This is a genomic window from Mycobacterium sp., assembly GCF_965229265.1.
Lineage (GTDB): Bacteria > Actinomycetota > Actinomycetes > Mycobacteriales > Mycobacteriaceae > Mycobacterium.
The window spans coordinates 2,208,004-2,221,516 of record NZ_CBDDIY010000010.1 but is presented as its reverse complement, the minus strand read 5'-3'; the positions used below and the strand labels follow the sequence as shown (position 1 = coordinate 2,221,516).

Here is a 13,513-nt window from a genome sequence, read left to right as displayed (position 1 = left end):
TTGAAGTAATCAAAAGTTGCGAAGGCTACCGCTGGTCGGCGGTGTCCTTGCTCAATAATCAGGCACTCGATCACCCCTGTCGCTGCGGGCCGGACTACGGTCGAACGAAGCAAACGCGAAGCGCAGTTGTCATCGATGCAAGTCTGCAGCCCATCTACGAGGACGTTGCCTGGCCTCCGTGAAGTGAGTGATGCGGTCCGTCTAGAAGCCAATCTTGAGCGGGTAGCCCTGTCGGAAGTGTGGTCTCCGATTGCGCGAAATCGGGATCGCCCGTCGAGTGCGGTACGTCTGATAGCTACTTGTTGCATACCGGCACCGATACCTTCGGGACAACGTTGTCGGCCAGCGGCTGAACAGGAACCCGCGCCTCGCCTGGAGACGCCGGCTCGGAGAGTCGGAAGACCAGTTCAACTGTCTTGCCCGGGTGGATGCTCACCGGCGTATCGAAGCTCGGGTGCCCCCGTTCGGTTGCTCCGAAGACGGTGCTCCGCTTTCCGTCGATCAGGACGCTGAGTACCTTCGCACCCTGGGTTGTCAGAAGGCGGACTGTGGTGATCATGGTGCCCCGTGGATCGACAAGGGGGAACCCAGGAAAGAATCCCAAATGCCCCGCAACATAATCCGGCAAGCCCGCGGCGTCCTCGGGTGAGAGTTTGTTGGTCAGCCGGACCGTGACTGTGGACATACGAGTATCGCCATCGCAACCGTCCGCGACATATTCGATCTTGCGATCCAGGTAATAATCCATCTTGTTACCGGCGAGGTTGTTGAGGACGACCTCGGCATACGGGGACGGATCATCGGGAATGATATGAGCTAGCGGCGTCTCTTCCAGAAGCTTCTGGTCCTCCGGTGACGAGCTCCACATAGAGATCCTGCGCTCGCTGACTGCTCTTCCCAGGGCGTCGAGCAGCTTTCGCGGTGATTCCACCGGCTTGGTGATCTTCTTGACCACCTCGTCTGCAATTGTCTGCAGGAAGCGCTTCCGCGCAGGCTGATCGGTGGGGAAGCGGATATAGACGGTGGACTCGGTCAGTTGGACGACATTGTCTTTCGTCACCGTCTCGCCGTCTGCCAGCGTGATCGGCCCGGTGGCACCGAGGATGTAACTGAGAGCAATTGGGTCTAACGCGATGGCTCCATCGACGCGCATGCCGGACTGCTGCTCCCACATCGACTTCCAGATTTGGGCAGCGTAGGGGAAATGGGAGCTGGTATTGCTATTCCGGTAATCAGTGGTCGGGTTGAGGTATCCGTACTCTTGGTCGAAGTCGGGATTGATACTCATTGGTGTGAACGGCTTATTGAGCTCGGTGTTGGGTCCCAATGACTCAACACTCGGCTTGCCGTTGTCGAACCGGAGTACTCCGAACCCGCCCATCAGTCCGCCAGTGCCTCGGGCTTCGGCGTTGGTTTGGAATCCCATGAAATAGGTGCGCGGGCCGTCGGCGCCCATCAGCGATGGAGCCAGCTGTGCGGCAAGGGCCGTATTGCCCAGCACGTTTGCGATGTCAGATGCCTGCGACTGCAGTTGCGATCGGGCTTCACCCAACACGGCAACATAGCGTGGTTCGGGAATTGCTCGTGCGGCAGCGGCGAGGCGAGCCGCGTTTGCCGCGATCTTACTCAAGACGGGTTCTTCTGCTCGGAGTGCCTGCACGTCAAGCCGGCCGTTGGCGAGCAATTGATTCGGCGCGATCGTTGTGCCGGCGTCGGCGGCGGGTTTCAGGACATCCGCGGCCAGGCCGAGCACGACGTCCGCTATCTGTTGTCCGGTCAGGAAAGGGCTGCCCAACCACGGCAGAGACGAAGCGATAGCCCACGGGATAGAGTGTGTCGCGTCGCGCGCCGCGTGCGCATGAGCTTGCGCGTCGGCCGCAAAGCGTGATGCGTCCCCGGTGTTTCCTTGGAGCAGTGCATCTTTGGTTTGGTGGGCACTGGCACGGGCGCGCTCGAGGTTTGTCTTCGCGACGTGCGCTTCGAACCCGAGCCAGCACGCGGCGGCAACGATAACTCCGAGCACTGCGAGTGTGGACCACACGACACTGCGTCGCCTGAACCAGCGCTGCTCCCCGCTATCGTCTCCTTCGGTCTCGTCACGGGACGATCGCGGAGAAAAGAATTTCACTCAGTCAGTTCCCATGCTCCGGTGTGCGCTGCGCAAGCGGGGGCAGCGACAAGTACGTTGGCCAACACCAAAAACGGCTCACCGGCTGTTGGGTTGGCAACAACTGGCGAGCCGTCTTCCGAAGCTATGTATTAGACGTACGCCCCGTTGCCGGTGGCTTTGGCAACGGCGTCTGCGCCTTCTTTGATAGTTGCGCCGATCTGCGAGATGAAGTCGCCAAGTGGCCCGGGCAGAGCGTCACCGATCGCCGTGACGACGCCGGCTGTGATCGCGAGTGTGACCCACACGACCGCGCCGCCGGCTTGCACCAATCCGACAACGACCGATTCCGCACCGCTTGCGATCCCTTGGACCGCCAGCCGCAAGGCGCAGGCGATGGTTTCCGTGTCGCAAACGGGAGTCGATGCGTTAGCAGAAGCAGCTGCCTGCGGTATCGGGCGTGCCACGACGACGGGCTGGAGCAATTGCTCGGCGGAATTGCCGATACCCTCGGCGAACGACACCAGGCTCGGCGCCGCATGGGCGGCCACCGGCGTGATCGTGGCGGCGGTAGCGATTGCGAGGGCTGCAGTGCCCACCTGAAACTTCGTCGACATCGCCGAAAACTTGCCGGCGTAGGCTGCAGTGCTCATTAGCTCCCCTTGAGATTCGACCCAAAATCTAGTTCCATGGTGCGACATAACGAACGTATGGAACCTGAGAATTCCGATACGAAAACTATGGCATACGGGTGAGGTCATGTCAACGCGAAAACTGCCTTTCGCCTGGCTTTTTCCGGTCGAACGGTCGGTTTCGCACGCCGGCCGAGTGACTGGCCTCCTCAGGTTTCACGCGCATCCCTAAGGTCCCTATCATCCCAGCGACCACGCAAATCCCACTATATCCCGCACCGTCGCGCCGAAGATCTCCGGCATCGCCGCCGGGAACAGCAGGTCACCGCCGTGGCAGGTCCCCACGACGATCCGACCCGCCGCCGGCACCCCGGCGGCAAGCAGGCGACGGTAGTACAGGAGCCCCTCGTCACGCAGCGGATCCAATTCGTTCACCGAGATCACATGTGGTGGTAGCCCGACCAGGTCGGCATCGGTGGCCACGCCGGCCCAGCACGTCGGGTCGTCGACGTGCGCCTTGTCCGGGTCATAGATCGACCCCAGCAACGCAGCCTGCTGGCAGCTGATGAAGTAACCGTCATTCTCCCGCAGCGACGGCAGCTCCTCCGGATAGTCCAGCCAGCGGTTGGAGATGTACGGGCATTGGGCGTACGCCCCGGCGATCTCGCCCAACCACCCCTCTCGCTTGGCCTTGTGGACCACGGTCAGCGTCAGGTTCCCGCCGCCTGACTCGCCGGCCACGATCAGGTGGCTGACGCCGAGCTCCGCGGCATTGGCGTAGACCCATCTGGTGGCTGCTGCGCAGTCGCTCAGCCCGGCGGGGTACGGGTGGACGCCCAGCCGACCGCCGGAATTGCGGAACTCCACCCCGACGACCACCAGCCCGGTGGCGGCCAGGCTCTCCCGCAGGTGCCGGTACGCCGCGTCGGCGGCGCTGCCGATCGCCATCCCGCCGCCGTGGAAGTGCACGACCGCCGGCAGCGGGCCGCCCACCCGGTCCGGCCGGCTGATGAACAACGTCAGCTCGTCGCCTTCCCCGCCCGGGATCGTCACCGTCGTCGAGGTGACCCCGGTCGGTGCCGGAGCGGCCAGGGCGAACACGTCGAACACCCCGCCGATCGCCTCCTCGGCGGCCGCGGCATATGCCAGCCGGTCGGCCAGGGGTGAGTCCAGGGTCAGCGGCGCGTCGGGTAGGACGTCGGCCAACCCCAGTGGGGCGAACGCCGCCACCATCCGCGGGTCGGACCGGGGATCGGTCCCCAGCGTGCACGTCGGGTCGGCGAGACGGCCAGCAAGCATGAGCCAGACCCTAGCCCTCGATCACCCGCCGCATTCGGTGATTCGCCGACGGAGGAATTCACTCCCGGGCTCAGAGCCGTTGAGTTCCAGCGCCTTCCGATACCACTGGACCGCCTCGCCGTGGCGTCCGGCCCGGCGCAGCAGATCCGCGCGCACCGTCGGCACCAGATTCGACTGGGACAGCCTCGGGTCGCGTGCCACGTTCTCCAGCTCGGCCAAGCCAATGTCCGGGCCGTCGCGCAATCCGATCGCCAACGCCCGGTTCGCCCGAACCACCGGCGAGTTCGTCAGCTGCAGCAACCGGTCGTAGGCCCGGCAGATCGTGACCCAGTCCGTGCGCTCCCAGCTCGGCGCCGTCGCGTGCACCGCGGCGATCACCGCTTGCGGAAGGTAGGGACCCGACGCCCGCTCGGCCTGACGCAGTTCATCCAGCCCGCGCGCGACCTTGCTCCGGTCCCACCGCCGCCGGTCCTGCTCCGGTAGCGGCACCAACGCACCGGATGCGTCCACCCGGGTCGAACGCCGCGAATCATGCAGCAGAACAAGCGCATACAGGGCGTGAGTCTCGGGTGAATCAGGCATCAGCGAGCGCAATTCGCCGGCAAGCCGAACCGCTTCGTCGCATAGTTCGTCGCGGATCGCCGACGGGCCCGCCGTCGACCAATATCCCTCGGTGAACACCGAATAGATGCACGACAACACGTGTGGAGTGCGCTCGGCCAGCAGTTCCGGCGGCGGTACCCGCAGCGGGATGTTGGCGTGGCGGATCTTGTATTTGGCCCTGGTGATCCGCTGAGCCACCGCGGCCTCGCTGACCAGCAGCGCCCGCGAGATTTCGGGAACTGTCAGACCCGATACCAGCCGCAGCGTCAGTGCCAGCTGGGAAAGGCGTTCCAGCGAAGGGTGCGCGCAGGTGAACATCATTCGCAACTCGTCGTCGCGCACGCGGTGTGGGGCCTCGCCGATGCCGGCTGCGGCGATCATTTCAGCCGCCAATTCCTTGCCGGGACGGGCCAACTCGCGCCGCAGGCGATCCCTGGCCCGGTTACGGGCCACCGTCACCAGCCACGAGCCGGGGTTGTCCGGCACCCCGTCGCGGGGCCAGCTGCGTAGCGCCTCGGCGCAGGCCTCCTGGACGGCGTCCTCGGCGACAGTGAGATCACCCGACCACCGTGCCAGCGCGGCAACCGCCGGACCCCACTCCCGTCGAAAGACCCCGTCCAGGGAACCCATCTACAGCCCGGACACACCCGCCAGTCGGCGCAGGTACACCGCCGTTGCGGGGATCATCGACGCGACCTTCGTGGCCTCGTCGCGGTCGGTGGCGGACAGAACATAGAACCCGTTGGCCACCTCGGCGCCCTCGGCGTACGGCCCGTCAGTCAACAGCACCTCGCCGTCGCGCACCCGCACCGTCGTCGCCGTCGACGGCAGGTGCAGCGGCGCCCCGCCGAGGATGTGCGATCCGGCAAGCTGCCCGAACTCGACATGGCGGCGGGCCCCGGCCTCCCATTCGTCGCTACCAGGGGCGACCACGCGATCGGCCGGTTCGAGCAACAGTGCGAACCAATCAGCGTCCGTCGTCGCACGCCCGATCGGATTCCAGTGCACCATCGGCCACACTTCGACACAGCCGTGCGTGGCGGCCGGGATCTGACGGGCCAGTTCCAATGCCTCGTCGAGGTTGTCGGCCTCGAACACGTAATAGCCACCGCCACCTCGGCACCTTCGGCGTACGGGCCGTCGGTGACCACCGGTGCGTCGGCACCGCCGCTGATCCGCACCCCTTCGGCGGCCGAACCCAGCGCGTCACCGGCAAGGACCGCGGCTGCCTCACGAGCGTGGAAGTCGCCGTAAGCCTGCACCTCACGCGCGGCTTCTTCGGCGGTGAGAGCGCGCTCTTCTCCTTGGAGCAGTGCGAAGTAATACATGACGATGTCCCTCCCAGGGCAGGGGAGCGAAACCCGGCTGGTTGCGCTCTCTACCTGTCTGACGAACAGGGGCCCCGCAATCCGACATGAGCGCCGAGATCGACGTTGTGGCGCGTCTTACTCGAACTAATTCTGCCGTTTGTCGGTTTGGGCGCAGAGGCACCGCACGGTTACGTGACTGCGCCCGGCTTCAGGTACGTAACCAAGCTGACGTCGATCGATTCGTCGAGGTAGTAGTACTGGCAACCGGTCAGGTACCGCATGTAGTTGTCATAGCTCTCGACCCCGGCCGCCGCGATGGCCTCGTCCTTGTGCTGCTCGAGGCGCGCGGCCCAGATACCAAGCGTTTTGATGTAGTGATTGCGCAGGGACAGCGGTTCGGGCACGACGAATCCGGCCTTCTCCCCGTGCGCGACCAGCATCTTGGTGCTGGGGATGCGGCCACCCGGGAAGATCACGTCGACCATGAACTTGGCGAAGCGGGCCAACTCGAACGTCAGCTTCCTGCCACGGGCAATCAGGTCGTCCGGGTGGTAGCCGCAGCTGCTCTGGATGGTCATGCGGCCGTCGTCGGGCAGGATGTCGAAGCACCGCTGGAAGAAGTCGTCGAAGCGCTCGAAACCGAAGTGCTCGATGGCCTCGATCGAGACGATCCGGTCCACCGGCGAATGGAACTGCTCCCAGCCCTCGAGCCGCACGTCGAAGGTGCGATCGCTGTCGATGCCGGCCAGCAGCTGATCGCAGTAGGCCTTCTGGTTCTTCGACAGGGTCAGCCCGATGACGTTGACGTCGTACTTCTCCATCGCGCGCCGCAGCGTCAGTCCCCAGCCGCAGCCCACCTCGAGCAGGGTCATCCCGGGCTTGAGGTCCAACCGATCGAGGTGCTGGTCGACATTGGCGACTTGGGCTTCCGACAGAGTGGCATTCGGGCCGGTGAAGTATGCGCAGCTGTACTTGCGGGTCGGATCCTGAAACACCCCGAAGAAGTCATCCGAGAGGTCGTAATGCGCCTGGATCTCTTCGAAGTGGGGCCGCATGTCCTTGGTTTCAGTTGCCTCGGGCATGAGTGATTACGCCTTCCTGATGGTTCTTTTTCTCTCTTCGCACCACGGCCCCCGCATGTGGTGGCATTTGCGCGCCAGTATGCACCATGTGATCTGGACCATACCGTCTTGCCCTGACGGAACAGCCGCCAAACCGCCCGTTAACTGGACGTTTCTTTCGGCTGCTTCTCCAACGTGAACTGATCGACGTCGATGTAGCCGACCCGGAATCCGCGCGCACATCCGGTGAGGTACTTCATGTATCGCTCGTAGACCTCCTCGGACTGCACATGGATCGCCTGTTCGCGGTTGGCTTCCAGCGCTTCGGCCCAGCAGTCCAGTGTGCGCGCGTAGTGCGGCTGCAGCGACTGAACCCGGGTCAGCGTAAAGCCGGCCCTGGTCGCATGGTCCTCGACCTTCTCGACCGTCGGCAACCGGCCGCCGGGGAAGATCTCGGTGAGCATGAACTTCGCGAAGCGGGCCGCCTCGAACGTCAGCGGAACCTTCTTCTCGGCCATCTGGTCAAACGTGAAGGACGTGATGGTGTGCAGCAGCATCACTCCGTCGTCGGGCAATGCCTTGGTGGCCATGGTGAAGAAGTCGTCGTACCGGTCGAAGCCGAAGTGCTCGAACGCGCCGATCGAGACAATCCGGTCGACCGGCTCGTCGAACTCCTCCCAGCCCTTGAGCTCGATCCGCTTGGTTCGCGAGCTGTTCGAATCGGCGAAGACCCGCTCGACGTGGTCACGTTGGTTCTTGCTCAAGGTCAGCCCGATGACGTTGACGTCGTAGTTCTCCAGGGCGCGCAACATGGTTGCGCCCCAGCCGCATCCAACGTCGAGCAGCGTCATGCCGGGCTGCAGGCCCAGCTTGCCCAAGGCTAGGTCGATCTTGGCCAGCTGGGCTTCTTCCAAGGTCATGTCATCGCGCTCGAAATAGGCGCAGCTGTAGGTCTGGGTGGGATCGAGGAAGAGCCGAAAGAACTCGTCGGACAGGTCATAGTGGGCCTGGACATCCTCGAAGTGAGGTGTGAGCCGTTTGGGCATAGAGGTGTGCCTTTCGCATCGAATGCTTCAGGCAGCAACCACGTATCCCCCCCGACGGGATTGGCGATCACCGCGTTTGCACAATCGATGCTAGCTCGTCGTGCGGAGCGGTGGAAACGCCAAAACGGACGGAAATTAGCTAGCTGACCTCGGCAAACGTGGTCTTGAGCTCACCGACGATGTCGTCCCACAAGGCTTCGGGGAGGTCATGAGCCATACCGTCGTAGAGGGCTAGCCGGGCATTCGGAATTGCCGAGGCGATCGAACGTCCACCCGAGGGCCGCATCAGCTTGTCGGCGCGGCCGTGGATGACGACGGTCGGTGCGCTGATCTGACGGTCATAGCCTTTCAGGCTTCCGCTGCCCAACACCGCGCCGAAGTGCCGTGCGATGCCTTGTGGGTAGTGCGCTCGCTCGTAGGCCTCGATGGCATCGGCGCGCGCCTGCTCTTCGGATACCGGGTAGCCCGGGCTGCCAATGATCTTGCCCACCTTGATCGCGTTCTCGATGATCACCTCGCGCGGCGAGTCCGGCGACGGGCCGGTGATCAGCGACAGCAGCGCCCGCGGCGCCGGCGGAGGCAGGAACGCAGAGTTGTTGGAGGAGAAGATGATTCCCAGAGCATTCGTCCGGTGGCTGTGTCGGGCCGCGAAGATCTGAGCGATCATCCCGCCCATCGACGCGCCGACCACATGGGCCCGATCGATGTCGAGGTGATCCAACAACCCCGCGGCGTCGTCGGCCATGTCCTCGAGCGTGTACACCGATTGGCTGGGCCGGCCGAGGAAGGACCGCGCCAGATTGGGCACCAGCGCCCCGTCCGCGCGTCGGCCGTGCAGCTTGGACGACAACCCAACGTCCCGATTGTCGTAGCGGATCACCCGGTAGCCCTGGTCGATCAACTTCTCGCAGAAACCGTTGCGCCACAACAGAAGTTGCGCACCCAACCCCATCACCAGCAGCACCGGCGGGTCGCCGGGGTTGCCCAGGTCTTCGTAGTAGATCTCCAGGTCGTCGCCGTGCCAGGTGATCGGTGCGGTGCCGGTGCGGATGTCCATCAGACCTCGACGTCGCTCTGGTGTTCGCGGCTGACCTCGACCATGAAGTTGGCGAAGTAGCCGGAGAACTGCGGATCGCTCATCATCTGCCAGTTCGGCGCCAGCAGCTTCATGTAGCGCTCGACGTAGAGGAACTGCTTGCCGATCAGCACCAGCTCGCGCGGCAGCTTGACGTCATAGGCGTCGGCCAGCGTCGAAAGCTGCTTGCCGATATCGGCGTAGGACATGTCACCGAGCGTCTTCAGCGTCAGCGGGGTGGCGAACGCTTCGAGGTCCTTGGCTGCCTGCGCTTCGGGCTTGACCGTTCCCACGGCACCCAGCAGCACCACGATCTTGCCCGCGGCGGCATGGTCCTTCTTGACCAGCAGGGCATAGATCAGCTCACGGAGCAGCCAGCGGGTGCGCGGGTCGACGCGGCCCATGATCCCGAAGTCGAGGAACACGATGCGGCCGTCGTCGTCGACCAGAAGGTTGCCCGCATGCAGGTCGCCGTGGAACAGGCCGTGCCGAAGGCCACCCTCGAAGGTGGAGAACAGCAGCGCCTTGACCAGCTCGGTGCCGTCGAAGCCCTTTTTGCGGATCTCCTTGACGTCGTCGATGCGCACCCCGTGCACCCGCTCCATCGTCAGAACCCGCTCGCTGGTGAACTCCCAGTGCACCTGCGGGACCCTGATGTTGCGGCCCAGCGGCGAGCCGTGCAGACCCGACACCCACGCTTCCATCGACTGTGCCTCGATACGGAAGTCGAGTTCTTCGGCAAGGTTGTCGGAGAAGTCGGCCACGACGTCCTGTGCCGAGAGCCGGCGACCCAGTTTGACCAGCTCGACGACCTGGGCGAACCGCTTCAGGATCTGCAGATCAGCGGCGACGCGGCGGCGGATTCCGGGGCGCTGGATCTTGACGACGACGTCCTCACCGGTGTGCAGCGTGGCGAAGTGCACTTGGGCGATCGACGCCGACGCGAAGGGCTCCTCTTCGAACGTCGCGTACAGCTCGGCCGGCGTGGCGCCGAGTTCCTGCTTGAACAGCCGGTGCACCTCGGCGGTGTCGGCCGGCGGAACCGAGTCGAGCAGGCCGCGGAACTCCCGGCTCAACGGCTCGCCGAACGCCCCCGGGCTGGAGGCGATGATCTGACCGAACTTGACATAGGTGGGGCCGAGGTCGGCAAAGGCCTGCGGAATCTGTCGGATGACCTTGTCCTGCCAGCGGCCACGGCCGGACAGGTTGGTGAGCACACGTGCACCGGTGCGGGTGAGCTGCCACCCTGTGACTCCAATGCGGGCCGCCTCGACCGGCAACGGAACGCGATCGAGCTTGGCTACTTCGCGGTGTTTGGTCGAACTCATTCTTGCCAGTGTGCCAAACCGGTCGTCAATACCACCAATTTTGCGCTGGCGCAGCGATGCCGGTCACAGCGTGATGTTTGCCAACGAGCCCGCTGTCACGCCGGAGTCCACGGCGTCAGCCACGGCTGTGGAGCCATCTTCTCCGCGGCCGCCACCAGTTCGTACATCGTCGCGCCGTCGATGCTCTCGCGAATGATGTCGGCATGCCCGGCGTGCCGGGCCAACTCGGTGATCAGGTGTCCCAGCACCCAGCGCACCGACCACGCCTCGACATCGCTGGGGAACCACGGTGCATCCCGCGGCACCGGTACCGCGGCGTCGAGGTCGGCCGTGTCGATCAGCCGCAGCGTCGCGACGTTCTGGGCTTCAAACGCCTCCAGGAGCTGCCCGAGGGTTTCGTCGGGCAGCATCACGTACTCGTCCTGGTACTCCTGCACCCGCTCCTCGAACGGGCGGCCGTCGGGTGGCGGCGCCTGCGGTGCCGACGCGACCCGTTCCGCCCAGCTGCGCTGGACCCCGGTGGCGTGTTTGAGCAGTCCGCCGATCGAGAGTGCGCTGACCGTCGGGGTGGATCGGGCCTGCTCGTCGGTGAGGCCGTAGGCGACGGCGACGAAGGCGCTCTGGTGGTAGGCCAGGAACTCGCGTAGGGCATGGCGCTCGTCGCGGACGGGTGGGGCAAGCGTGGGCATAGGGTTTCCTCTACTTCGAGTGGGTGTATAAGTCACGCAGACAAGCGATTTCGGCGCCGTGGTGAATGACCTCGCGGTTGATGTGCAGGATCAGCTCGGACAACGCGTAGTCGGCGTAGGGCCCCTCGGCCGGCCCGCAGGCTCGGCTCAGCTCGTCGTCGCTCAGCGCGGCGACGCCGGTGATCCAAACCCGGTATGCCTCATCGAGCTGGGCCAGTGCCGTGCCGGCATCGGTGGCGTAGGGCCAGCTCTGATAGTCGGCGGGCGGGCCGCCGAAGTGCGAGCGGTTGCGCATCGCGAGCACACCGACGATGACGTGGGCCAGCCGCCAGGCGATCGTGGTGAACGGCGCGGGCTGCGGGGGCGGGTAGGCGAAATCGACGTGCCCGCCGGGGTGCACGCTCCAGCAGCCGGCCACCGGCTCCCAGAAGTACTCGTCGTCGGTCAGGCCGTCCAGGCGCGGCCGCAGCGCGGTGCGCCAGTGCCAGTCGAGCTGGTCGGCAAGTTGGGTGGTCCACCTCATGGCATTCACACTGTCACCTATTGCGGACAGTTTCTGTCCGCAGATTGGAGGAGACTGCAGGGATGGCGCAGACGACGAGCCGGGTGCTCCAGCTGCTGGGGCTGCTCCAGTCCCGGCGGGTCTGGTCCGGCCCGGACCTTGCCGAGCGGCTCGGCGTCACCACCCGCAGCGTGCGCCGCGACATCGAGCGGCTCCGCGACCTCGGCTACCCCGTGCACGCCAGCACCGGGCACGGCGGTGGCTACCAGCTCGGTGCCGGCGCGGCCCTGCCGCCGTTGCTGCTCGACGCCGACGAGGCGGTCGCGATGGCGGTGTGCCTGCGGCTGGCCGCCGGCGGCAGCGTCGCCGGCGTCGGGGAGTCGGCGCTGCGGGCGCTCAGCAAGCTCGATCAGGTGATGCCGGCGCAACTGCGCACCCAGGTCGCGGCCGTTCATGACGCCACCGTCACCCTGACACCCGCCGCCGAATCGCCGGTCGACCCGGAGGCGTTGATGACGCTGGCGCGGGCCTGCCGCGACCGGGAGCACGTCACGGCCGACTACGTCGACCGCGCCGGCGCGCCGAGCAGTCGCCGACTCGAGTGCTACCACCTCGTTACCACCGGGCGCCGCTGGTATCTGCTGGCCTACGACCGCGATCGCGAAGACTGGCGCAGCCTGCGGCTGGACCGGATGGCCGAGGTGCGGGCCCGCGGCACCACCTTCACCCCGCGACCGGCCCCCGACGCCGCCGAGTTCATCGGCCGCGCCATCACCGTCTCGCCCTACCGTCACGTCGCACGCGTTCGTTACCAGGCATCCAAAGATGTTCTGGCTCAGCATTTCTGGCCCACGACTGCAACCGTCGAAGCGGACGGATCCGACGCCTGCATTGTGGTTGCCGGGGCCGATGACCCGTCGCAGCTCGTGGCGCATCTGGCCATGCCCGGCATTGCGTTCGAGGTGCTCGAACCCGTGGCGGTCGCCGACGCCGCGGCGGCGATGGCCCAGTTGTTGAACCGCTCGGTCCGGCGGTGAGGACGAGCGAGCGATCGCAGGGCTTCAATCGGACCCATGCGGGTACCTGGTAGCCATGCGGCTGGCCACCTTCAACATCCTGCACGGGCGCAGCCTGCACGACGGCCAGGTGAACCTGGTGCGATTGGCGGAGTGCATCCGCCGGCTCGACCCCGACGTGCTGGCCCTGCAGGAGGTCGACTGCGAGCAACCGCGCTCGTCGCTGGCCGACCTCACCGCGATCGCGGCCGCGGCGATGGGCGCCAAGGCGCATCGGTTCGTCGCAGCGATCGCCGGCACGCCCGGCGCGACGTGGATGGCCGCAACCGGGAGTGAGCAGCCGGGCACGTCGGCCTACGGGATCGCGCTGCTGTCGCGTTACCCCGCGATCTCGTGGCAGGTGCTGCGGTTGCCGCGGATACCGGTTCGCTTCCCGCTGTATCTGCCCGGCCCCCGTCGGGTGCAGCTGGTTGACGAGGAACCCCGCGCGGCAATGGTCGCCCAACTGGACACCCCGTTGGGGGTGATCACGGTGGCCAACACCCACCTGTCGTTTGTCCCGGGCTGGAACCGCAGGCAGCTGTATCACCTGATGCGCGACCTGCGCGGCCTGCCGGGGCCACGGGTGCTGATGGGTGACCTCAACATGTCAGCAGCCGGATCGATCCGCTGGACCGGGCTGCGGCCGCTGGGCATCGCGCCGACGTTCCCGGCGCAGTGCCCGAACCGCCAGCTCGACCACATTCTCACCGACGAGGACGGCCTGGTCGCCAGCCCGGTGGCCACACCGTTGCTGTCGATCTCCGATCATCGTCCCCTCGTCATCGACGTGTCGCTCCGCTGAA

General features: G+C 65.5%; 12 protein-coding genes and 1 pseudogene. 2 read left to right on the top strand and 11 right to left on the bottom strand.

All coding sequences use genetic code 11. The features are described 5' to 3' along the window. Positions 1-295 precede the first annotated feature (295 nt). From ADBZ9K_RS12275 to ADBZ9K_RS12225, 11 genes and pseudogenes are all read right to left on the bottom strand, one after another. Positions 296-2,041: a DUF4012 domain-containing protein gene (locus ADBZ9K_RS12275; RefSeq protein ID WP_526620598.1), complete on the bottom strand. Its 1,746-nt coding sequence runs from the start codon at positions 2,039-2,041 to the stop codon at positions 296-298. A gap of 218 nt (positions 2,042-2,259) precedes the next feature. After that, entirely contained in the window at positions 2,260-2,760 is a 501-nt protein-coding gene (locus ADBZ9K_RS12270; RefSeq protein WP_526620596.1) for a hypothetical protein, read from the bottom strand. 219 nt (positions 2,761-2,979) lie between these two features. Further along, a complete protein-coding gene (locus ADBZ9K_RS12265; protein ID WP_526620594.1) occupies positions 2,980-4,038 on the bottom strand; it encodes an alpha/beta hydrolase in 1,059 nt (352 codons plus the stop codon). A gap of 21 nt (positions 4,039-4,059) precedes the next feature. Then, positions 4,060-5,271 (bottom strand): RNA polymerase sigma factor, encoded by a 1,212-nt coding sequence (locus ADBZ9K_RS12260; protein WP_526620592.1) that lies wholly within the window; start codon positions 5,269-5,271, stop codon positions 4,060-4,062. Next, a pseudogene (locus ADBZ9K_RS12255) lies at positions 5,272-5,969 on the bottom strand (YciI family protein). A gap of 170 nt (positions 5,970-6,139) precedes the next feature. Then, positions 6,140-7,033, bottom strand: a complete 894-nt coding sequence (locus ADBZ9K_RS12250; protein WP_526620590.1) for a cyclopropane mycolic acid synthase family methyltransferase — start codon at positions 7,031-7,033, stop codon at positions 6,140-6,142. Positions 7,034-7,173: 140 nt separating this feature from the next. After that, positions 7,174-8,058, bottom strand: a complete 885-nt coding sequence (locus tag ADBZ9K_RS12245) for a cyclopropane mycolic acid synthase family methyltransferase (RefSeq protein ID WP_526620588.1) — start codon at positions 8,056-8,058, stop codon at positions 7,174-7,176. A 139-nt stretch (positions 8,059-8,197) separates the two neighbouring features. After that, entirely contained in the window at positions 8,198-9,115 is a 918-nt protein-coding gene (locus ADBZ9K_RS12240; protein WP_526620586.1) for an alpha/beta fold hydrolase, read from the bottom strand. Further along, a complete protein-coding gene (locus tag ADBZ9K_RS12235; RefSeq protein WP_526620584.1) occupies positions 9,115-10,461 on the bottom strand; it encodes an ABC1 kinase family protein in 1,347 nt (448 codons plus the stop codon). The genes ADBZ9K_RS12240 and ADBZ9K_RS12235 overlap by 1 nt, the downstream gene beginning before the upstream one ends. Before the next feature lie 95 nt (positions 10,462-10,556). Then, positions 10,557-11,150, bottom strand: a complete 594-nt coding sequence (locus ADBZ9K_RS12230) for a DinB family protein (RefSeq protein WP_526620582.1) — start codon at positions 11,148-11,150, stop codon at positions 10,557-10,559. Between the two features lie 10 nt (positions 11,151-11,160). Beyond that, on the bottom strand, positions 11,161-11,673 hold the full coding sequence (locus tag ADBZ9K_RS12225; protein WP_526620933.1) for a DinB family protein: 513 nt from the start codon (positions 11,671-11,673) through the stop codon (positions 11,161-11,163). A gap of 62 nt (positions 11,674-11,735) precedes the next feature. On the opposite strand from ADBZ9K_RS12225, the gene ADBZ9K_RS12220 reads away from it, so the two are divergent. Further along, complete coding sequence (locus tag ADBZ9K_RS12220) at positions 11,736-12,689, top strand: helix-turn-helix transcriptional regulator (protein ID WP_526620581.1); 954 nt, start codon at positions 11,736-11,738, stop codon at positions 12,687-12,689. Positions 12,690-12,744: 55 nt separating this feature from the next. Continuing rightward, positions 12,745-13,512: an endonuclease/exonuclease/phosphatase family protein gene (locus ADBZ9K_RS12215; protein WP_526620579.1), complete on the top strand. Its 768-nt coding sequence runs from the start codon at positions 12,745-12,747 to the stop codon at positions 13,510-13,512. Position 13,513 lies beyond the last annotated feature (1 nt).

Bases quoted from the DNA above. Each gene is read 5' to 3' on its own strand.
- ADBZ9K_RS12240 (WP_526620586.1), bottom strand. From the start codon at position 9,115: ATGGACATCCGCACCGGCACCGCACCGATCACCTGGCACGGCGACGAC.
- ADBZ9K_RS12230 (WP_526620582.1), bottom strand. From the start codon at position 11,150: ATGCCCACGCTTGCCCCACCCGTCCGCGACGAGCGCCATGCCCTACGC.
- ADBZ9K_RS12260 (WP_526620592.1), bottom strand. From the start codon at position 5,271: ATGGGTTCCCTGGACGGGGTCTTTCGACGGGAGTGGGGTCCGGCGGTT.
- ADBZ9K_RS12270 (WP_526620596.1), bottom strand. From the start codon at position 2,760: ATGAGCACTGCAGCCTACGCCGGCAAGTTTTCGGCGATGTCGACGAAG.
- ADBZ9K_RS12225 (WP_526620933.1), bottom strand. From the start codon at position 11,673: ATGAGGTGGACCACCCAACTTGCCGACCAGCTCGACTGGCACTGGCGC.
- ADBZ9K_RS12220 (WP_526620581.1), top strand. From the start codon at position 11,736: ATGGCGCAGACGACGAGCCGGGTGCTCCAGCTGCTGGGGCTGCTCCAG.
- ADBZ9K_RS12265 (WP_526620594.1), bottom strand. From the start codon at position 4,038: ATGCTTGCTGGCCGTCTCGCCGACCCGACGTGCACGCTGGGGACCGAT.
- ADBZ9K_RS12250 (WP_526620590.1), bottom strand. From the start codon at position 7,033: ATGCCCGAGGCAACTGAAACCAAGGACATGCGGCCCCACTTCGAAGAG.
- ADBZ9K_RS12245 (WP_526620588.1), bottom strand. From the start codon at position 8,058: ATGCCCAAACGGCTCACACCTCACTTCGAGGATGTCCAGGCCCACTAT.
- ADBZ9K_RS12235 (WP_526620584.1), bottom strand. From the start codon at position 10,461: ATGAGTTCGACCAAACACCGCGAAGTAGCCAAGCTCGATCGCGTTCCG.
- ADBZ9K_RS12215 (WP_526620579.1), top strand. From the start codon at position 12,745: ATGCGGCTGGCCACCTTCAACATCCTGCACGGGCGCAGCCTGCACGAC.